The following is a 22,312-nucleotide window of genomic DNA, read 5'->3' as shown; positions in this document are numbered from 1 at the left end:
GGCTGCACTTGGCTGGCCGTCGACTTCATCATCTACTACTGTACCGATTTTGAGGATTACATTCCCTATGTTGTCAGTGACAATTTTATGACTAGGGCCGCCGTTCGCAGACGTCGTCTCGTAATCTTGTTCGCCTTCGCCGTCTCCGGCATCCGCCAAATCACCGTAATCAAAGGCCATTACCTGAATAAGATAATCTTCCACTTCTCCATCAGGAGCAGGGCCTCCAGCGTTCATCACAGCAGCCATATCCGTTGAAAGACGGAAACGCACTGCCAAATTCGTATTTATTACTGCTCCAGCAGGCGGTATAACATTGAGTAAAACACCACTAACGTCGCCTGGAGCTATATCATCACTGTACATTTCATTGGTACCACCAAAATTCCCATCATTATTCCAATCAATAAATACAGTCAATTTGGCTGTATTTCCGGTCATGTTCATTACTGGAATGGTTAAATCTTGTGCCATGCCACGAATAAACATCACGGAGCCAGGTACAAAACCATCTTCATCAGCGCCATCACCATCAGCAAGAGATGAAGGTTGGCCATCCAGTTCGGTATCAACCAATGCACCAATTTTCAACAAAGGCGTTGTTGGCACACAGTGCGTCGCTGCACCATTTGCATTTACTGTTGGGTAAGGAGGAGATAACAAATCACCATAATCCAAACCAAAGACAGTAACATCATCGCTTGTACTAATGCTACAACTATTAACCGCCGTGAAGGTGTAGGTCAAGGTATGTGTGCTTTCTCCTGCAGCCCCAGGATCAAAGCTGTATGTCATACCATTGCTATCATCAGTAACGCCTGCGCCGCTGTAGACACCGCCTACTGGCGTACCACCACTGAGTCCAGTTATCACACCAGCATCAATACACAGATCAGCAGGGGCTGTAAATACGACTACAGGAAGCCCTGAAGCAGGATCAGTTACTATTACCTCTCGATCACAACCATACGCATCTGTGATCGTTACCGTCACATCACCACCACCTACTGAATTATCATTTAAGGTAAAGTTTGTGGCAGCGCCATAAATACCCGTCGTAGGACTAATGCTCGTTGCTCCTCCACCATTTACGCTCACCATATAAGTAACACTAACACCACTACCTGTTGGTGTGAGATCGAAGGTGATTGCGTTGTTACCAGTACAGGTTATATTGGCAAGACCATCGGCATCAATGGTGCAACAATTTGGTGCCTGATATGTAATAGAACTCGTACAAGATGGTGCATCACTGAATGTTACCGAGACAGTTTTACTCCCTCCATCTCCATTCAGTCCCGAGATCAGGTAAGGAATAGTACTTGTAAAGGGACCGTTAACCACAGAGGAGCCTTCACCAGACACACTAACAGTCATAGTACCTGTAGCAGGTGGATTCGATAAAGATATTTCGCCGCTTAAGCTGTATGAAGTTCCAATACAAGTACTTGGCGTAGCAGTAATGGTAGGCGGTAAAGCATTGCAAATAGTAAAAGTACTGCTTTGCGCGCCACAACTTGTACTTGATACTGCGGCTATATCTAAGGTAAAAGTACTACAGCCTTCGCCTGTGATAACAACACTATTGTCGCAATCATCAAAGGTCATTCCGTTAAGTGAAATTGGAACCCATGTACTCCCACATACTATACCACCGCAACTGTTGAAGGCTTCTTCATTGAGATAGAATTTGTCACCTGTATCGCCGCAGACGTTTTCGGTAAAAGAAGCTGGAAGGTTAACCGGACAGCATTCTTTAATGATAGACAGTGCTTTAGCCTCATTATTAATTGGCAAGTTGGGGTTGGGTGCAGCAGTACCTAGATAAGCCAAAGTAGTCGCATCAAAAGCTGAAATACAATCAACCGTTGAGACATCCGTTTGATTGGCTACGTAGATTCGATTAGTAGTTTCAGACCAAACGACACCTCTTGTAAATTGAAACGAAGGAAGAAGAGGCGCTGTTGCAATAAACTGTCCAGCTGCATTGTATTTTAATAGAAAACCACTACTTCCACCAGATAGCCATCCTGTTACGTATATATTACCTGCATTATCAGCAACAATTCCGTTAAGTGCTGCAATATTATTGGGTAAGAACATATCGCCCACACTCATGCTAGCTAAATCAACTGTTGTACTACGCCAAATTAAAGGATCAATACAAGCCCCCCCTTCTATTCCACTTTCCAGGTCAGCTCTTGTAAAGGCCCAAACCCCTTGTCGAGAAATGCCCTGACCTGTGGAGTAAACCATTTCCAAGGTAGCATTATAGGACAATCCCCAATTGACATCCGATAAGTCCGGAGTATTTGCAAATGGCAATGGAGTTCCTGTATTATTATTCAAACACATGGTGCCCAACTCAACGCCGGTACATGAATTAAAAGCTGCCGGCCCTCCACTTCTTGTCGTATATACTGTATTATCAATATTAAACATATTGGTCAACACATAAGGGTGGTTGATCGTAGTTGGATCTACTGGCGTAATATTGCCATCGCAATCAAACTGACGAATAGGGCTATTGGGAACAAAACTAGACCCAATAAATAAATTTCCATTTAAATCAGTGCTTAAACCATGAGGGCTTGACAATTCGCTCACACCTGTACCCGGATACCAATGCTCATTAGGTGGCGCGCCACCATTAGCACCTATTACTTCTGTAAGTGCTATTGGAGCCCCTACTTCAAACTTGAGCACGGCTCCAATAGCAGGTTCATTGAGGTAGATGTATTCAGTACAGGAGCAACTAGCACCAGTAAAACAACTTCCTGGATCCGTCACGATCACATCGCGCATACAGCCAATAGCATCATCCGTGATCGTCACCGTAACCGCGCCACCACCTGCTGAACCTTCGTTTAGAACGAAGGTAGTCGTTTCATCATAATTTCCTCCACTAGGCATTATGCTCAAGGATGTCCCTCCACTGACACTTACCGTATACGATCCCGTTACACCTGTGCCTGCCGGTGTCAGTTCTAAAACAATGGTATTATTGCCCGTACATGAGATGTTAGCTAGGCCGTCGGAATCCAATAGAGCAAGTGGACAAAAAGAACCCCACATCCAGGCTATGATCGACACTTCCTACCTCCCCAGTGGTATAAGTAATCTGTAACTGATTGGCAGGAATGCTACCTATAGCCGTAGTTAAGCTAGTTATATCAACATCCGAATCGACCTGATCTCTACTATTGGCTGCTCCAGGGGCATTAACTGGGGTCACTTCATAGACCATTCCGCCCACTGTAATTCTATTATCGGTATTATTCCATTGGCTATTTGCGAAGACGATAACATAGTCAGTTTCCGGCTGTAAGGCATCGTCATCCGTATCTGCCGTAGCATCTGGATTGAGCCAAGTGGCACCATCGCTGGAACCTGTGCCCCGAAAGTAGTATTCGCCAGCTGCATTGGTAATTGTAGTGGCTATTAAGACACCAGTGGAGGTATAAAGTTGAACCGTGACGTCAGGTAAAGGTAGCTCACAGGCATCCTGAATGCCGTCTTGGTTTTCGTCAATCCAAACGTAGTTACCGATTTCAAGGGGGGCAGGATCGCAAATCAATTCAACATCTCCCAAACCTGCGGCTTTGCCGAAGGTACCCGTATTATTAAAGGCATCCCCTTCAAAAACAGCATACTCATGCACCACGCTTCCATCGGCAAGGCTAAAAGCTGTCGCTCCACCTTGCACGATCTGATACGGATCCATAATCACACACAGTACACTATTAGCAGCACCTAAAGCAGCAAGCGCTCCTTGAGAAGTTTCAAAATGGTTGCTAGCCAAAGCATCATTATTAAAAAATTCTCCGCCACCAGGCCCCTGGTTATTCATTTGCGCAGCACTAGCCACATAGCTACCAGGACCATCTTTATCTCCGTTCGATTCTATTGTCCATGAATTCCCGCTGCCATCAGGGTAGGCGATCAGAATGTCTCCCCCAGTAGCAATATACCATAACAAACCTGGGGTAATAGTTGGTGCAACATTATACCAACCGCCTTGGTGGCCAGCTCGATCCATGAATCCAAGAATCATTGAGCCATCTTTACTAAATTCGATATCACTAAGAATGGGTTGGTTATAGTTATAAAAATGACCATTTACGCCATTAGACACTTGGTATGAGTTGAAGAATACAACTTCATTATCCGTCCAAGGCAACCATGAGAAAGGTCCCAAAGTTGACGTTGCTTGCCCTTTCGGGTAATCCAATGGAAAATCAAGAACAGATGAAAATGTAGTTCCATCAAAGGCATATACCGTGGCCGTCATATCGGCCAACACTCCACCTGGGTTTTCAGCGGTACAAACAGTACCAACGTACACTGTACCATCTTCGACTCCCAAGCCGAAAGGACGTCTTACTCCATTTGTACAACCCATTGTAGGAATGGGAAAGTTCGTTTGCATGCCAGTAGCAATCTCAATTTGCACCAATTCTCTACTGAACAAATTCACGACGTACAGATATTGTCCATCATCACTAATCTCCAGATCACCTAAACCCTCCTTACCAATTTTGGCAAAGGCTTGCACATCATTCGATGGCGAGGTAAAATTGCCAAGCCCCCGAGTTCCATCATCTCCTATGCTTCCAGCATTGGGAACTGTTGTAAATAAAGTTACCGCATTGGTGTTCAGATCGAGTGCATAGATAGCGCCTAAATCTCCATTGCCATCCATGTCATTATCTAGTAAGCCAGTGTGTCGTTTCACAAAGGCCGACATAAACATCCGTTCTGTTTCTCTTTCATAAGCCATTCCATACACTGTACCTGTTTCGCCTGATTGGCTCGGGTAACTACTGAGAGCTCCTACCGTTGGTGTATTAGCAGCATAAGGGAAGCGTACGATGGTGTTCTGATTCACTACTGTGCCATTCTCAGCTCCTCCATTGACGTAGCAAGGTAAAATCACATCTGGATCTGGTTGGCAAAAATCAATCGGGTTTGCAACTCCCAAACTAGCACAATCACCTGCGCCTATAAATTGAACTGTTGTTCCATTGTCAGTACCTGCCGAAGTAACTTCCGCCCAGGCAGGTAAGTTACTGTACTCGACTCTAACGTCTGTACAGCCCCCACAGTCAGCTGCCCCACTAATATCAAAAGTCCAGTCTCCATCAGCATCAGTCAAAATAGCGCTTATTGATAAAAGGGTGCCATCACAACCATAGACATTGACCGTCACCATTGGTACACCAATCGCAGCACTTTCATCTCTGATTCCGTTATAATTCCAATCCTCCCATACATTACCGCCAATCTCCGTGGCCCCTAGACTACTGCAAGCATCACCAGGTGCCATCATGGCGGCAATACCCCGGTTAGCTAGGCCCTCAGAGTCAATCAAGCAAGCGGACAAGGAGACATCTATATCGAAGCTATGATCGATTTGATTACTAACTATAGTCGACACCTCCGCGTTGTTGCCATTCAAGCTTGTGTGGTAAATGCTCAGCGAGAAAAAGTATAAAAGGCAAAACAGGAGTTGTTGCCGATAATGTTTTAGACGAGAATAGACTTGCTTGTGACGGATACCGTCACGGCTGTACGTTTTTTTCATGTGATTGTGATTTGTTAAAACAAAACGGTCTTTTCCCTCCCCTCGGGATTAGATTTTTTTCGCGAAACGCTAATGCCCTGAATACCTACATATTGTGATTATTACATTCTGCTAAAGAACACTTCGATAGAAGAATGGACAACACTTCTCTATAGCCAAAAACTAGGCTTACAATTTACATTTAGATAGAAAGAGCTTTAAAATTCATCTTACTAAAAGTAGGAGTATTACCACTCTGTATTCCAAGATATAGCTAAATAAACGAGAGTATCACCGCAATGTGACAAACACACTTTTTTGTGTGATAAAGCCGTGTTTTTTTATGATAAGCTCCTTACTCACCTGTTCTTTTCTTCTCCAAAAACAAAGAGGGAAATAATAAAACCATAGAAATTGTCTCAATTATTCTTATGAAAGTGATTATACTCAAGAAGGGGTGAACACCAATTACAAAGGCCTTTTTAAAGCTTTTCAAGTGACTACCGTAGGAATAATCAATCGAACTTCCGCTCCTACAGCATTATTAGCCAAGCTGATTCTACTACTATTTCTAATAGCTAAGTCAATGCAAAGACGAAGACCAAGACCGCTTCCTCTTTCCCCTTGAGTCCCCGTAGAGGAAAAGAAAAAATCTGGGCGATGAATATATTTCAAGACATTTTCAGGAAAGCCATCTCCCACATTCTGAATAAGAATAGTTTTATTAAATTGATCTTCTTTTAAACTAATAATAACAGCAGTGTTTGCCGGTGAAAATTTCACTGCATTTATCAGTACGTTCCTTAAAATCACCTTTAGTGCTTTTTTATCATAAAAAACCATCACATCTACTTCCTGATACTGCAAATGGAGCTGTTTAGCCTTTAGCAAACTGGATACATTTTCCTCTAATTCTTGCAAGACAACATGTAAGGAAATCCATTCTTTATCAGGTTTTGTTTTTTGTAGCATGAATTGGCCCCAATTCAATAGCGTTTCTAGAATATTCCGTGTATCTCTAGCATAATGATCCAACTGATCACTAATCGAATCCATAAGATGAAACTGTCTTAATCGCACGAGATAAGCAATTTTGTCGCTAAGGTTTAATACCCCTAACAAGGGTTGTCTAAGCTCATGTCCCAATAAAGCAAATAGCTTATCTTTTGCAATATTAATGCGCTCTAATTGGTCATTTTGAACTGCTATCGCACTTCTTTCCTGATGAAGTTCCCTTGTACGATCTGCTATAAGAAGTTCTAATTCTATTTGTCGTTTTCGAATCGCCTTAAGCCTCAAGGAATTAATCATATGCATAATTAAGCCCAGCCCAATAAACAGTAAAAACAGAGATAAAGGTTTTGTATACCAAGGTGAAGCTATTTTGAAACGCTGTATACTTGAATCAAAAAAGCTGAGGTCTAATTCTTGCTTACAGGCAATTTCTAGTTCATAATGACCCGCTGTCAAATTGTTTAGATCAACATACTTCTCAGATAATTCTATCCATTCAGTGGAGAACAAGGTTTCATTTTTTGATAACCTGTAAAAATATTTCTCCTCATTATTAAATAATTCCGGGTAGCAAAAATTCACACGAAAGGATTCCGTTGAAGCTGGTATCGTTAATTCCTTTTGCTGTTTTGGCAGAACCCGCTGGCTTTCCCCTTCTTTATTTAAGATTATTATATCAATAATTTGTATCCTCGTCTTCTCCTTACGCTTCCGCACAAGCTGATCTAATTCTCGTGGGTCAAAAGTTATTAGGCCATTAATCCCACCTATTGCAATTCTTCCGTCATCAAAGACATGCCAAGCAGATTTGTTAAACTCATTGTTCGGCAGATTGTGGTGCTCCATATTTAAGCGAACTCCTCTGCCTGTTTGTAGATCATATTGAACTAAACCGTCATTAGATGGCAACCAGTATGTATCTTCTCTCCCTGGAATCATTGCATGAAAGCTATTCTTCCATTTAGAGCGGTATAAAGGAATCTCTTTAAGGACATCCAGCTTTCTTAACCACATAAAAGGAGAAGCTCTCTCTGGCACAAGAAATACGGTGTCCTGATTTATCACTGTCGTAGAAATTATTTTATATTTCCCTCCAGTCAAACAACTATCTAAAATTTTTTCACTGATAGGATCAAATAAATAAGCTCCTACGTCCGTCGACAACCACCACCCTTCTTTTTCAACATTAATTTCATTAACCTGACTACTGTTTAGCTTCGGGAATTCGACAAATTCATAAGGCGTAATAGAATCTGAATTAACGGGCTGGTAAAACAGCCCCACTGTTGTTCCAACCCAGAGTCGTTGGAGCTTATCTCGAACAGGGATAAGCATCTGAGCCTTTACAGCGTACTCATCATTTCTAGTTGCTTTAACGGGAAGAAGTTCCATCTCATCTCCTAAAGTAGACACACAAACACTGTGCGCATGTGACCCAAGCCATAAACTATCTCCATCAAGCCACGCTTCATAACCATGATTTAGACCTCTCACGCCTAAATCATAATTCCGAACAGTTCCCGTCGTCACATTGAGGAATTTCACCCCCTGGTAAGAACAGATTAAGAGTTCATCTTCTGAAGATGGATTAATACTTCGTAAACTCTGATATTTTAAAGAAGGATAAGTGCTTATTCGATTAATATTTATATCAATTGCTACAATTTCATGTTCCGCCAAAAGAAGAAGGATTTCATCTTGTAGAACTCCAATATACGGTAACATCCCTCCCATATAAAAAAATGAAACAGGCTTACTATATTCTTCTTCCCAAGCCTTATCCTGCCAATTATAAGAAGCACAAATAAGACTTCTTTCTTTACGCAACCATAGCCGATCATATTTATCAAGTGTCAACGCCATCGAATACAGCTGCTCCTTAGCGCTCAGGAGAGGTACAACTGAGGCTTCTTTGTGATTGTACAACCATGCAGGATTTTTATTGTCTAACGGGCTAAAAACCATTTCACCATACCCGAAAAACACAATCAGTTCATCTCCTACAACTGCGCGACTAATTTCAACACCTATAGAGTCTATCTTAATTAGGTCGTCATTTTTCTTACAGAAAAGATGCCCTTCTGCAATGAATATCAAATCTTTTTCTTTTGGACTATGCAAAGCAAGGCTTATGTTGTCCAGTTCAGGAAACACGCCTTCCATTCTCCATTCTTTCCCGTCCCAACTATATATTTCTTGTGAATTAGTGGCAATGAATATACGGTCCCGATCTTGATTAACGCTTCTTATATCGTTTGCTGCAAAGGGTAATTTTTCATAATACTTAGAAAGAGGAACAACCGTATTTTCATAAGGGTTAAATATCAACACCTCGTGAACACACTCATATTTAATTAATGCAACGACCCCAATGCTATTTACATTCACAAGCCATATCAAACCATTTTTATCGATAAATAGCCGAAATCGCCCATCAGGTGAAAGGCCTAAATTTTCGGCTGGGATTTCAGTAAATCCATTACCATCATATTGTTGAATCGCTCCTTGATCAGAAAACCAAAATATACCTGTCGTATCCCGAACGGCTCCTGTTAAAGCCACAGGATCAAGCCCTTCTTCTTTGCCAAAGTGATTATAATCTAACAATTCACTAACCTCAATCTGGGCAAATGCGAGTTGTCTACCTCCAAGTATAAGGAGGGAAACGACTATCCAAATAAATCTATTATTGTAGCTCTTGCGTGAAATGATACTGATCTTTCTATTGGATATTATTGCATGCACAATTTATATCCACTAAAGATAAAAAAAGAGGAGGAGTCTTTTCTTGTCTCTTAATCTAATTCCGTTACGAAATAAGTTGAGACATTCTCACTTGCCTCCGCCAGATCGAGGCTTTATTCATCCTTTTTAACGAACTGTACAACAAACTGACCAGCAATCAGATAATATATCCCGTTAGAAAAACCAGACATATTCAAATGATATTTCAAATCGCTTTCTTTTATTAAAGAAAATCCATTCATTTTTTGACCAAGGGTATTGAATATTTCAACATCGTCCATATTGACCCCTGGCGCATAGAACGTTATCTCTTTCTGACTTGGATTTGGAAAAGCCTGAATCACTGATTCATTAATCGCATCAAGGTAAACTGACCTGATTGATGAATATGAAAATTGCCCATCAAAATCTACCTGCTTGACTCGATAATAATTATGCCCACTGTAAGGCATTTTGTCGAATAAGCTATAATAAATAGGGTCTACACTTGTGCCTGCCCCTTTAACTTTTTGTAAATTATCCCACCGTTTTCCATCAATCGACTTTTCAACGATAAAGAAATCATTGTTTGTCTCTGTTGCTGTTTCCCAACTAATTTTCACTTGATTGTCTCCTAGTAACAAAACATTAAAATGAGAAATTTTAATGGGTAAAATCACACTTGGTTGCCCTACATATTTAGAAATCATGTTTACATAAGCAGCTTGATAAGTAATAGCATTTTCAGTCAATTCCCATGAATTTTCGGGATACCCAGTATTCCAATCTTTATAAGATTTTTGGATAGGTTGGTTAAGTGGAGGTACAAGAGCAGGCCCGGAATAAGATGCAGCAGGGGTATAACTGGGGTTGATACCACCGGGTATAATCCCCGGAGGCGGACCGTATAGAGAGTTAAGCGCATTGTCGAAAACTGTGCCATGATTAAACCAAGCATGATATATTTCATTGATACAATTATCACCTCCATAATCATACATATTAGACAGCATGGCTTTGTTCATCGGGTTTACACCGTGTATAAAATGCATGTACCCACTGGCAGCGCGTGCATAATTAAATAAGTCATCAGCCCCACCATCATCTAAGCCATATTTTATTAGGTTGTTAAACATAATTGAAGCATGACTTTTCTCTCGATTATTACCCCATACATAGCTGCCATCATTAATCTGAGCACGATAGGCATCCGTATTATTCAAAAATGAAATAAGCATATCACTATTACCTGTATGCATGGAACTGACAAAACTGCTTTGGATATTGCTGGCGACTTCTGGAGTAGCATTAGGTAAACTAGCGTAATACAACATAGCATCCTGAACGGAATTTTGAAACAAATACCAATATCCCCAGCTATATGGATTGATCGAAGTGTAATTCGCATCAAAATAATCTCGATAAATAGTATTCCCGGTAGCCGCAAATAAATACACGGCTGCGCATGCCAAAAAATCATCTTGAGCATTTGCGGATACTTCTGGATTAGAACTTAAAAAACCAGCATTATCATAATTAGAATAGGCGGGGTTAGCAATTATCCAATCCCATGCTAATTCAGCTTTTGTCAACAGCATATTTGAATAAGCTGTCATACCCTCCAACTCATACACGATAGCTGCATGGGCAAAAATACTTGCAATAGCTCTTGTTGAAGAAGCTTGTGCTGGGCCATATCTTCTAACTGACATATCTGAGCTGGGAGGACTACTAGCTTGATACCCTGTGACTGCAACTTTCATTAATGCAGAACCATCTGGTTCTTGCATTTTTAACAACCAGTCCAATTCCACTTTTATCTCATCAAGAATATCTGACACACCATTCCCAGATTCTGGCAAATTAAAATCATCACCCCAAATAGAAGGATTGTCTTCATATGCGAATAACAAATCGTGCATTGGGTCATGTGTATAGTTTACATATTTATTATAATCTCCTGCATCATGCCACCCCCCTGAAAGGTCCCTTGACAGGGAAGCGTTGGTAGGGTCTGTTACCAATCGACAATCCAAATCTTGTCCATCATGATTGTGGCAAACCCCATCATTCCAGTCGCCTCCATTGGATACGCTTTTTGCTACTCCACACCTTTGATAATAAAATGCACGAATACCTTGGCTTAACACATCTTCATACACGCCATCTCCTATTTCAAAAATATAGGAACGTAGGTTATTGGTCGGATCGAACACATAATATTCACCAGGAGTTGTGACAGAAGTAAAATCAAACCACCAAACTTTATCCCCCGATTGAGCGTGGGTATTTCCATTATTCCATTGAGATGGTGCTGCACTGTATACCACTGAAAAAGTCAAATTATTGACTATTTGCATTGATCCCCCCGGAGTATAACTTTCGCTGGAATTATATCCAACCTGGGGGTTGGAAAGGATCGCAATCTTTTGGCCCGAAGGTCTATATCCAAATTGATCAATATGTATGTTCTCAGAAACCACCTGCCCGCTAATATTTACGGATAATAATAGTAAGCAGGTAATCATTAAAGTTGCTTGCATATACGGAGCGTTAATTATGCTAGACCAATCTTACGGTCCTGGGGAAGGGGGCATTCATTTAGTTTCATAAAACTTATTTGCCTGGATTAATCCTTTTTGCTTTAGGAAAAAGGATTAATCCAGGCAAACAACAGTTTCTCGGATAAAATAGAAGAGGCAACATCCTCGTTTTTTAGCGGCTTTACTTTTTGTGGAGGGGCAGTGGTATTCTCGGAAGCAACTTTACGGTAGACAACTGCTAACTTCTTGTGCTCATGTTTTTTTTGCTTCTTTACTTTCATGATGATATTTATTTATTGGCAAGGCTCTAATTGGCTCTGTGAGAGAAAACAACATTTTCATAAGCACCAAAACAGGGTATTAACACGAAAGGAAAATAAGAGACTGGCCCTTTTCAGGCCAGTCTCTCCAAATCATTGTTTCAAATGGAAAAAAATTACTTCTTTAAAAACCTCAATGTGGCCAGAATCATCAGCTTAATTGATAATTCTGATTAATAGCATTGGGAAACAGTAGCTTGATTGCTAACTATTTCACCAACACTATTTCACCTTGCAAAAGGCGTTAAAAACAAAGGGGAAATATCAAGCAAATCAGTATACTTGATAGTATTTGTTACAGATATTTTTTCCTACAATCAAAGTCAGCGTGTAAAATCGATGATGTATTAATAAGTTACACTCAAAATTGTAGTCTCAAGGTAGTTGATGACAATTGATTATCATAGTACTGATTTAGACAATGTGATAAGCTTGGGGTATTCTGTGATAAAGCCTTCCTTGTGGATTTAAAGCTTATTTTAAATTTATACATCAACCTGCTTCTTGCCAGGCTATCCTCTCTTGATAAGAAGGTTTTTAAGTCCTTTCTTGTATTTATCACTAAGCGGATAGGATTGTCCCGCAACAACAACAAAACCCTCAATACTGTGTATTCTTTCTAAATGCATTATGTTTATCACATAATTGCGATGTATCCGAATAAATAATTTTGATTTCAAATATTCTTGAAATTGCTTCAAAGGCATTCGATGTGTATAACGCTGATTTTCACAATGAAAATGGCAATAATTACCAAATGCTTCCAATAAGTAAATATCCCGCAGATGTATCTTATCTAAAACTCCTTTTCTATCTTTTAGAAAGATAAAATCCTCTAATATCGCACCTGTATTTAATTGCTTTGATTTCGCTTGAGTATGTGACATTGCTAACTCAATCGCTCGTTTTAGCCTAGTACTGGAAAAAGGTTTTTGCAGATAGGAATAAGGTTGAACCTTTAGTGCCATTTTAAAGAGGTCATCTCGATTATAGGCAGTCATAAAAATTACTGGAATATTAATTTTCCTAGCGAAATTCCCTAGATGTATTCCTGCTTTATCGTTTTCTAGTACAACATCAATTAACAACAACTGTAACTGCGACTGCTGACGCTCTAACGCTTGCTTCGCTTCTACTGCAGTACGAAAATGGATTACATCAGGATTATTGAAAACACCATCTAACATCATCCGTACATCCAGTGCAAAGAGTTCATCATCCTCAACAAGAATTATTTTATTTGTCATCATATTCTGCCAAATCGGTTAAATATGAAATTAATACTAATAAGTACAAACACCGGATTATTAGTGATAAGAGCAGCTTTTTTAGTGATAAAGCTAAAAATTACTGCTGCTTCACTTCCACTATCTCCACCCGCCGCTCGCGGGCCGCAGCAGGGCTATAAATGGAAAGCCGCTCCCCTGCCCGCTCGTCTTGTGCGCTGGCAGCCGCCTTGGTTTCCCCAAAAGATACCTCGGAGATCACCAGCTGCCCGCTTTCCAAATACGGCAGCAAAACACCAGCACGCCAGTTTTGGAAATGGTTGCGCACCGCACTCACGCGGCGCTTGCCCAGCAATAAATTGTAGTCTCCTTTAGCCCGCGGGCTGGTGTAACCTTTCAGGAAAATCTCTACTTCTTGTTCAGCCTCCAATTGCTCTAGCAGAATGGTAGAAAACAAATCCAGCCTTTCGTAACCTTCTACTACTTCTTTTTCAAAAAATAAAGCTACAGCATCCTGTTCTTCCTCGTTTTCTGCATATTGCTCGTAATAGGCATCTTCCCTTTTCAGATAATTGAAATAGGTTTCCGAATAATTAAGGTCGGTTACAGACTTGCGGGTGCGTGGATTTGGATGATCATTGTCGTAAAAGAGGGTTAAGGGCAGAAAATCTTCAAGATTTCGAAAGATCGGCCGCGTAGGGATGGTCGGTTCCGGCTTTATCGGGTCTATGCGAACAATAGCATTGGTATCCACCGGATCTGACGGCGGCGGAGGCACCAGCTTGGCTTTGAATATATCAGGGCAGCAATTTTTGGTATCCGGATCAAGGTAGCGCCCACCAGGACGGTTGGAGCTAAAGTAAGCGACCTCTGGTTTAGTAAAAAAAGGATAAGTATCATCGTAACTGGAATTGATACCCAAGCCCAGGTTTTCTACTGCTCCCCACTCGTCGTTGCCCAAGTAAGGTACCTTCACCAAATCATAACCCCCAAAACCTGGTGGTCGATTGGTACTAAAGTACAAGGTCTGCGAAGCTTCATGAAATTGGGGGCTAACTTCGCCATAAGCGGTATTTAGTGCAGCTATAGGAGAAGGCTCTCCCCATTTACCATCGTCATTCGGTAAGGCTACTTGCCAAAGATCAAAATCACCACTTCCACCAGGGCGCTTACTCACAAAAAGTAAGTACTCTTGTTGAGCGATACTGTCCCACATCAAGGTTGGTTGAGTTGCTGTAGCTCGCGGTGTATTGATAGCTGCAGGCAAAGCCGAAAAACCTCGCTCCCAGCGCCCACGTCTGTCCCTTTCTCGGGTATACAACTGGCAGCTGATGGCCGCACCTTCGGTAAACTGACAGCGGTTGAAAAACATCAATTGCTTGTCGCGGCTCAGCGCCGTATGTGCTGTGTGGATCGTATCCTCATTGAATCCTCTACTCATTACGCGCCCCCGGCGATCATCACGAGAAAACATCACTTTACTGATCTTTCGGGCAGGTTCGTATTTGTCATCTTCCTTTTCGTAACGATAAGAAGTGTAAAAAAGAGTGTCACCAGATTTCCAGGCACCAAATTCCCCATAAGGTGAATTGATACGGCGTGGTAAACGGTCAAGTGTCCATTCCTCTTCCAGTGTTTGTGCTTCCGCCCAGCTGGAGCTCAATAAAGCTGTGCGGGCTTTTTCCTGCTGCTGGGTGCTTCCTTTCCCCGTTGCGATAAAGGTGTTCAGGGCATTGATTGCATCCGAGTACTTTCCCTGACTTTGATAAGCCAAGCCCAAACCCAACCAAGCTGTCGGGTATTGCTGGATGGCAGTGCTTTCTGTTATTTCCAGATAATGTTCTTCCGCGGCTTCAAAGGCCTGAAAAGCGAGTGCTGATTCCGCCAGACGGAAACGAATATCCGGTGCAGGTTTGCGCTCTAGTGCTTGCCGAAAATAGTGCAAAGCTGTATAGTAGTCCTCTTGCGCCATCGCCTGATCACCTTTGCGCAAGAGTGCTGCTGGACGCTGGGCTTCCCCTATGGAGGTCACCAAAAGGAGAACAACGAGTAACAATCCCTTAAAAATAATCATGCCAGATTTTAAACGGCAAGTAAGATGAGGCATACTTTTTTCTTTATTGAGAGATGGTCTAAAAAATAGGACAGGACTTAAACTCCTCCGGAGGGCGAGCTTGCATCAGGTAGTAATGTAAAGCCAGTTCCAAGCCTCCACGACCGTTGGTTGCCGTTTGAAAATCAGAGATATTAATATCATAGCTCAAACCAAAAAGCCATTGCTGGTAGCGCGCTTCCAAATTAACAATCAGAGCATCTTGAAAGCGGTAGTTCAAGCCAGCTCCTAAGCCCAGATCACTGCCTTTGTATGACAGATGATAACGAGCGCCAGCTCCTAATAAAATCTCTTGATAAGCTCCTTGTCGGAAAAAATGATGGACGGCAGTCACGTCCCAATCTTCATTGAGTTCTAATTGACCAAAGGCATAAAACCTCGCCCAAATAGGGACTTTGATACCGCTGGTATTATAAAAGGTGAGTTCAGGGCCATTGAGGTGAGATGCGGCTATTCCTGCATTCAGTTCACTCCGGCTGCGAGGGTCATGCGCTTGATAATTGAGGCCCGCCACCAGTGAACCTAAGCCACTAGATTGCTGACCAAACTGCTCCCCTGTGTTTTGACTTGGATCAAAGAACTCTCCGTTGTACTGATCGCCAAATTGCAACTGTTCCGGCAAAAAAGCTCGTTGACCGAAATCGAATCCTACCCCTGCACTCAACTGATGAACATCCGTCAGAGGTAATACATAGGAAAGGCGTAAACCTATCTGCGTCCACGATAGTTTGCCGTCGCCAGCCTGATCGTACATAAGCACGCCACCAACACCCAGTTGTCCGGCAGGCAATTTTAACTGATGAAGCTTTTGATCATAAAAGGCCGAAAAAGTACGGTAGCTCACAGGCACCGTAGACCATTGTTCCTTCCACTGCCCTCCAATGCGGGTATCCCATTCACTTGTTGCCGTCAGTGCGGGACTCATCTGTAGTGGTGCCAACCATGATTGCGAGAAATGAGGGTCCTGTGCCTTTAAGCTAAAGCATAAACAAAGGAAAAAGGCGCAAAGCGGAAAATAAATAAATGTTTTGGTCTGCATGTCAGTGCGGGGTGCGAGGTGGAAAGTACTTAGTACCCAATTACCCTGACAAAGTAAGATTTTTGCCTCAGATGCCCAAATGCAATCACATCGTTAAGATGGTAAACGGAAACCATCTGCTAATAAATCACCATACAGATTTAAATTATCCTTCATGAATTTGGCTATAAAAGGACAGTAAGGCTTGACTTTCAATCCCTGTTCTCGGGCATAATTCATCGCGTAAGTTGCTAATGCTTCTCCAATGCCATTCCCGCCAATAGCCTTAGGAACAACCGTATGTGGATAAACAACAAAGTCCTTGCGTAAAAGGTATTCGGCAAAGCTAGTTTGGTCATCGACCGTTATTTCAAAACGGTGCTCACCTTCGTTATTAACGACTTGATCTATCCAATTCATAATCTGGTTTTTCAACGCTAACAGTATGGTGAGATACTTAGTTTGTCTGCAAGGCAAAAGAAATTACCTGCACGAGCCCAAAAGGTACTTTAAACCGTTCGTCGAGTCGATGCCCTACGATCCAGATTAATTTGCCGTCCCCATTAAAAAGAAGCGGTACCTGCTGCCGACGAAGACGATCAATCTTGTTATTTACAAAGAAGTCTTGCACTTTTTGATGCTTGCCGCCCATTCCCAAGGGAGCAAAACGATCGCCATCCTGCCAATAGCGAAGTTGTAGTGGCCAAACGAGCTTAGCTGGATTTACGTAGACTTGCAGTGGTGTGTCTACAAATCTCTCCGGCGCTGGTACTGTCGTTTGGCTAATCGTACAACGGTCGGCGAAACGAACAAGCCGCTGATCTTGTGGCCAAGTCAGGTTGTCTTGCACTGCTGAAGGCGTATATACTTGAAGAATAACTTCTTCCTCCTTAATCAGCAGACGATGCGTTGAAGATTCGAGTAAACTCCCAGGCGAGGCCGCTAATATCTGTCGGGTCTGTTCTTTAGAAAAACCATAAGGGCTAAACAATTCCCAGCAAAGTGTTGTAGCGACCTTGTGCTCTCGTAAAGCCTTGACATCAACAATGGCCTCTTCTCCCTCCCATCGGAACAAGTCGGTGCGGTATTGATCGAGCCGTTCTTCGTATAGCTCAAGCATTTCTTCCAATTGCTGAAAATTAGTGGCCGAACGCCCTGCTAAATCAGGTGTCGCCTCATACAGTGGAGGCAAGACGTGATGGCGGAAAAAATTACGCCGGTATTTATCCTCTGCATTGCTCTCATCTTCACGAAATGCTATCTCATGCGTTTGTTGATAATCTTCAATTTGTTGGCGATTGACTACCAACAAAGGACGTCGAACATTGCCTCTTTTTGCCTTCAATCCCACTAAGCCTCGCCAACCGGCACCACGGGTAAAATTGAGCCAAAAGGTTTCCAATCGATCATCCAGATGATGAGCGGTGAGTAGACAACTATAGCCCTCTTGTGTTGTGATTTCATCAAAATAAGCATAACGCAAATCACGTGCCGCCACTTGAATGGAGACTTTATGCGCTGCTGCATAAGCTTTGGTATCAAATCGTCGGCAAAAAAAAGGCAAGCCCATTTCTTCTGCTTGTTGCTGGACGAAAAGGGCATCTGCTTCAGAAGCTTCCCCACGCAATTGAAAATTGCAATGAATGATCCCTGGCTTGTACCCCAATTCACACAACACATGAAGCAACACCATAGAATCCATCCCTCCACTCACTGCCAAAAGCAGTTGATCGGTCGGCGAAAAAAGCGCTTTTTCCCGAATGAAGGAGGCAATCAGATTTAACAAATCAACGTAAGATTTTAGGATAAAAACTAATTATCAGCGAGTTGAGACAAATCACCGCGAAGCAGCTATGAAGCAAGGCTCACTGACTAAATGTAGTTTGGGCTTCAGCCCGAGCTACTTATTATCCTTCCGCTTGATAACGGGCAGGGTTTTAACGACCATCAAAATGGTTTGCGGCAAGCGCTCTTCAACCAGCACCATCTTACCCAACTTGAGGCTTTCCAGGGTTAATTCATCGTAATGACGAATGGTAATGGTTTCCAGCCCTCGATTGATGTTTACCTTAAAGTCTTTTTCCAATATCTCTGCAAAGCGGTCCACTTTGTCATCAATATCATTAAAACATACATTGAAACTAAGAGCCGTATTTTGCATCATGTTCACCTGTAGCCGCAGGTCAGTAATGACCTTAAACATCCGGTTGATGTGGTGCTCAGCCACAAAGGAAAAATCACGGGCAGAAATGGTACACAGCGCCTGTTCTTTTTCCACCGTTACCATCGGAGGATACTTGTCTACGATCTCGTCAGAGATCACGGTACCACCACCTGTTGGATCAATGAAGGATTTTACATACAAAGGAATGTTCTTGTTTTGAAGCGGCTTGATCGTTTTGGGGTGAATCACTTTAGCACCATAATAAGTCATCTCAATAGCTTCCCGGTAAGAGAGAACATCCAGCTTGGTTACATTCTCAAAAAGCCGTGGGTCAGCAGTCAGTACGCCAGGTACATCTTTCCAAATATACATTCCTTCGGCATTCAGACAGTAGCTAAAAATGGCAGCGGTGTAATCTGATCCTTCTCGGCCTAATGTGGTGGAAAAATTCTCGGTGGTACTGCCAATAAAGCCCTGAGTCATCACAAAACCACCCTTATCAAGTAGTGGCAAAGCATGGCGGCGGGCCCGTTCTTCTGTTTCTTCCCACTTTACCCAACCTTCGCGAAAGATATCATCAGTGAGTACCACATCGCGGGCATCCAACCAATGAGTAGGTAAGCCATCCGCTGATAGAAAAGCAGCCATTATCTGCGAAGAAATCAGTTCCCCAACAGGTACAATCTGATCGTAGATATAATCGTAATTCTCATGAGGCTCTTCTTCCAACACCCACTCTACAGCCACAAGGTGATCATTGAGTTGATCATAGACAGGATGTTTTTCTCCCAGCAGCTCACGGGTAATCTCATAGTGCCGTTGGCGAATAGCATTCAGCTTCTCCATTGCCTTGGCCTGATCACCACTTTGATGGGCACCTACTACCTCTTCCAACTCATTGGTTGTACCACTGGTCGCTGAAGCAATAACGATTAATCTTTCTCCCTCGTAATTACGGAGAATGCTTGCTACGTTTCTCATCGCAGCGGGGTCCTTAAGTGAGGCACCACCAAACTTGAAAACTTTTAATTCTTTCTTCACGCGGCGTTCAAATAAAGGAAGTAAGGATACTTCCGGTCTCAAAATGCTGCAAAGATAATGGCTTTAAATACAATGCCCATGCTTTTCCTTACAACGAATTCATCCCCCTGAAACAATTAGAAGAAGCAGCAACTAAAACATTTTATTTTAGAATAAAATTCCGCCAAGGCACAATCCTGCAACATTTTTCTATTTTTACGTTTGTTTTAGCAACTATTTCAATGCCCTTAGGAAAGTAAACTTTCCCACCAGATAACTGAATAACCAATGACACAAGCCATCCGGGATGCCTTAGAGCTCCTGCTAGTAGGCATGACCACCGTTGCACTGGTACTAGGACTCGTTGTCCTGGCGGGCCGGCTGCTTATCCAGCTGGTTAACCGAACTTCTCCTCGCGGACCAGGAAAGAAAGCTCCTCCTTCCTCCTCATCTTCTTCCCTTGACCCGGCCATCGTTGCTGTTATTACAGCTGCTGTAGATGTAAGTACGGCAGGTCAGGGAAGCATTCAAAAAATAGATTCCCTTTAATACTTGGTATGAAAAAAGAAATTAAACTCTGCCTTGTCTATCGCGACATGTGGCAATCCTCAGGCAAATACATGCCTCGAGTGGATCAATTGGTGCGAGTTGCACAGCCTATTATTGACATGGGGTGTTTCTCCCGTGTGGAAACCAATGGTGGTGGTTTTGAGCAAATTTGCTTGCTTTATGGTGAAAACCCCAATACCGCAGTCCGAGAATGGACCCAGCCTTTCAACGATGTGGGTATCCAAACGCAGATGCTGGAACGCGGGCTGAATGGTATCCGAATGAGCCCGGTCGGAGCCGATGTTCGGCAATTGATGTTTAAAGTCAAGAAAAAGCAAGGCACCGATATTGCCCGTTCTTTTGATGGGCTCAACAACCCTCAAAACCTGGCGCTTTCCTTTCAGTATGCTCGTGAAGGAGGGATGGTTGCACAGGCAGCTCTTTCAATTACGCACTCGCCGCTACACACGGTAGATTATTATATCAAGCTGGCAGATCAATACATAGAGCTGGGTGCCGAGGAAATCTGTATCAAGGATATGGCTGGTGTTGGCCGGCCCGTTTCTATTGGTAAAATGGTGAAGGGAATAAAGGAGCGCCACCCTGATATATTGATCCAATACCACAGCCACTCGACGCCCGGCTTCTCGGTTGCTTCCTCTTTGGAGGCCGCGCGAGCCGGGGCGGATATCATTGACGTAGGCATGGAGCCGCTCAGCTGGGGCACAGGACATGCTGACCTACTGACCATCCACGCCATGTTACGCGATGCTGGTTTCAGCTTACCTGATATCAATACCGAAGCCTATATGGCTACCCGTAGCCTGACCCAAGAATTTATCGATGATTTTCTGGGCTACTACATCAACCCTCAGAATCGCTATATGAATAGCCTACTGATTGGCCCCGGCCTTCCTGGTGGTATGATGGGAAGCTTGATGGCTGATTTGGAAAAGAACTTGGCTAGCCTCAATAAATGGTTAGCGAAAAACGGAAAGGACAAGATGACCCAAGAGCAATTGTTGCTAAAACTCTTTGCTGAAGTCGAATATGCTTGGCCAAAACTAGGCTATCCACCCCTCGTAACCCCCTTCAGTCAGTATGTGAAAAATGTGGCACTAATGAATGCCATCCAGCTGATCAAAGGCAAGGATCGCTGGTCGATGATCGACGAAAATACTTGGGGAATGCTCCTTGGCCGATCAGGGCAATTGCTCGGCGAGCTAGGGGAAGACATCAAAGCGCTGGCCACAGCTCAGGATCGCGAATTCTATACCGGCACTCCACAGGATTTATATCCTAACGCCTTGCCTGATTACCGCCAGAAAATGAAAGAAAAAGGCTGGGAAACAGGCACCGATGACGAAGAGTTGTTGGAATACGCCATGCATCCCGGCCAATACGAAGCTTACAAATCGGGCGCAGCTAAAGCGCAGTTTCAGCAAGATTTAGCCAAGCGAAAATCGGCAAAGCAAGCTCCGGCTACTCCGGTCAGTACACCTACTACCCCACCGGCAGCCATCGCACAACCCAAAGAAATGACCATCACTGTTGATGGCAAAGCTTACAAGGTTGCTGTTTCCTATGAAACAGAAAACACCCCGACTACTGGTGCTCCCCAAGAACCAACAAGTCCCACTACTTCTAGTCCGCCTGCTAGTAACCTGAAAAGTATTTATGCTCCGCTCGAAGGAAAGTTTCTACTCACCAAAGACAGTGCTGAAAAGCCTATTAAAATTGGTGATGTGCTCAAAATTGGGGATACCGTAGCCTATATCGAATCCATGAAAGTAATCAATGCCATCACTGCTGACCAGGCCGGAGTAGTTGTTGACATCTTAGGCCGCCACGGGGAAGACATTGAAGAGGATGACGTTATTGTGCGTTTAAAGTAAGTGCAGGACATTCCTGTTTCATTTCTGCGCAATAAAAAGACAGCACGAAATGAAAATGGAATTTCATTTCTCTAAATCGTTAGCTAAGCGCTCCATTTATCCCATAGGGATAGAAATGGAAAAGCGTGCTCACTATTTGTGAAATTCAGAGAAATTCTAGTTT

Annotated in this window: 13 protein-coding genes; 2 read left to right on the top strand and 11 right to left on the bottom strand. The window is 42.9% G+C overall.

The window, feature by feature from the left end:
- The 11 genes from ACRBG0_RS23685 to ACRBG0_RS23635 form a co-directional block, all read right to left on the bottom strand.
- Window positions 1-3,093, bottom strand: a 3,093-nt coding sequence (locus ACRBG0_RS23685) for a GEVED domain-containing protein (RefSeq protein ID WP_431489323.1), incomplete at its 3' end; no start/stop codon positions are given.
- Window positions 3,023-5,584 carry an SdrD B-like domain-containing protein gene (locus ACRBG0_RS23680; RefSeq protein WP_431489322.1) on the bottom strand — a complete coding sequence of 854 codons (2,562 nt, stop codon included), beginning with the start codon at window positions 5,582-5,584 and terminating at the stop codon, window positions 3,023-3,025. The genes ACRBG0_RS23685 and ACRBG0_RS23680, both read right to left, overlap by 71 nt.
- A gap of 471 nt (window positions 5,585-6,055) precedes the next feature.
- Window positions 6,056-9,322: an ATP-binding protein gene (locus tag ACRBG0_RS23675; RefSeq protein ID WP_431489321.1), complete on the bottom strand. Its 3,267-nt coding sequence runs from the start codon at window positions 9,320-9,322 to the stop codon at window positions 6,056-6,058.
- Between the two features lie 113 nt (window positions 9,323-9,435).
- Window positions 9,436-11,844, bottom strand: a complete 2,409-nt coding sequence (locus tag ACRBG0_RS23670) for a glycoside hydrolase family 9 protein (RefSeq protein WP_431489320.1) — start codon at window positions 11,842-11,844, stop codon at window positions 9,436-9,438.
- 101 nt (window positions 11,845-11,945) lie between these two features.
- Window positions 11,946-12,125, bottom strand: a complete 180-nt coding sequence (locus ACRBG0_RS23665; protein ID WP_431489319.1) for a hypothetical protein — start codon at window positions 12,123-12,125, stop codon at window positions 11,946-11,948.
- A gap of 551 nt (window positions 12,126-12,676) precedes the next feature.
- A complete protein-coding gene (locus ACRBG0_RS23660) occupies window positions 12,677-13,414 on the bottom strand; it encodes a LytR/AlgR family response regulator transcription factor (RefSeq protein WP_431489318.1) in 738 nt (245 codons plus the stop codon).
- 97 nt (window positions 13,415-13,511) lie between these two features.
- Window positions 13,512-15,464 carry a tetratricopeptide repeat protein gene (locus tag ACRBG0_RS23655; RefSeq protein WP_431489317.1) on the bottom strand — a complete coding sequence of 651 codons (1,953 nt, stop codon included), beginning with the start codon at window positions 15,462-15,464 and terminating at the stop codon, window positions 13,512-13,514.
- Window positions 15,465-15,522: 58 nt separating this feature from the next.
- Window positions 15,523-16,542: a PorP/SprF family type IX secretion system membrane protein gene (locus tag ACRBG0_RS23650; protein ID WP_431489316.1), complete on the bottom strand. Its 1,020-nt coding sequence runs from the start codon at window positions 16,540-16,542 to the stop codon at window positions 15,523-15,525.
- A 93-nt stretch (window positions 16,543-16,635) separates the two neighbouring features.
- Window positions 16,636-16,941, bottom strand: coding sequence for a GNAT family N-acetyltransferase (locus ACRBG0_RS23645; protein WP_431489315.1), 306 nt, complete (start codon window positions 16,939-16,941; stop codon window positions 16,636-16,638).
- Window positions 16,942-16,978: 37 nt separating this feature from the next.
- Window positions 16,979-18,307 carry a tRNA lysidine(34) synthetase TilS gene (gene tilS, locus ACRBG0_RS23640; protein ID WP_431489314.1) on the bottom strand — a complete coding sequence of 443 codons (1,329 nt, stop codon included), beginning with the start codon at window positions 18,305-18,307 and terminating at the stop codon, window positions 16,979-16,981.
- 114 nt (window positions 18,308-18,421) lie between these two features.
- Window positions 18,422-19,726, bottom strand: a complete 1,305-nt coding sequence (locus tag ACRBG0_RS23635) for an aspartate kinase (RefSeq protein ID WP_431489313.1) — start codon at window positions 19,724-19,726, stop codon at window positions 18,422-18,424.
- A gap of 267 nt (window positions 19,727-19,993) precedes the next feature.
- Here ACRBG0_RS23635 and ACRBG0_RS23630 point away from each other — a divergent pair, with 267 nt between their 5' ends.
- The gene (locus ACRBG0_RS23630) at window positions 19,994-20,254 is read left to right on the top strand and encodes an OadG family transporter subunit (protein WP_431489312.1); all 261 of its coding nucleotides are present in this window, start codon (window positions 19,994-19,996) and stop codon (window positions 20,252-20,254) included.
- Window positions 20,255-20,262: 8 nt separating this feature from the next.
- Window positions 20,263-22,149 (top strand): biotin/lipoyl-containing protein, encoded by a 1,887-nt coding sequence (locus ACRBG0_RS23625; RefSeq protein WP_431489311.1) that lies wholly within the window; start codon window positions 20,263-20,265, stop codon window positions 22,147-22,149.
- Window positions 22,150-22,312: the final 163 nt, after the last annotated feature.

It is taken from the genome of Lewinella sp., from assembly GCF_050633125.1.
Classification (GTDB): domain Bacteria; phylum Bacteroidota; class Bacteroidia; order Chitinophagales; family Saprospiraceae; genus Lewinella.
Note: the sequence above shows the minus strand (reverse complement) of the source record. Positions and strands in the feature narration are given on the sequence as shown.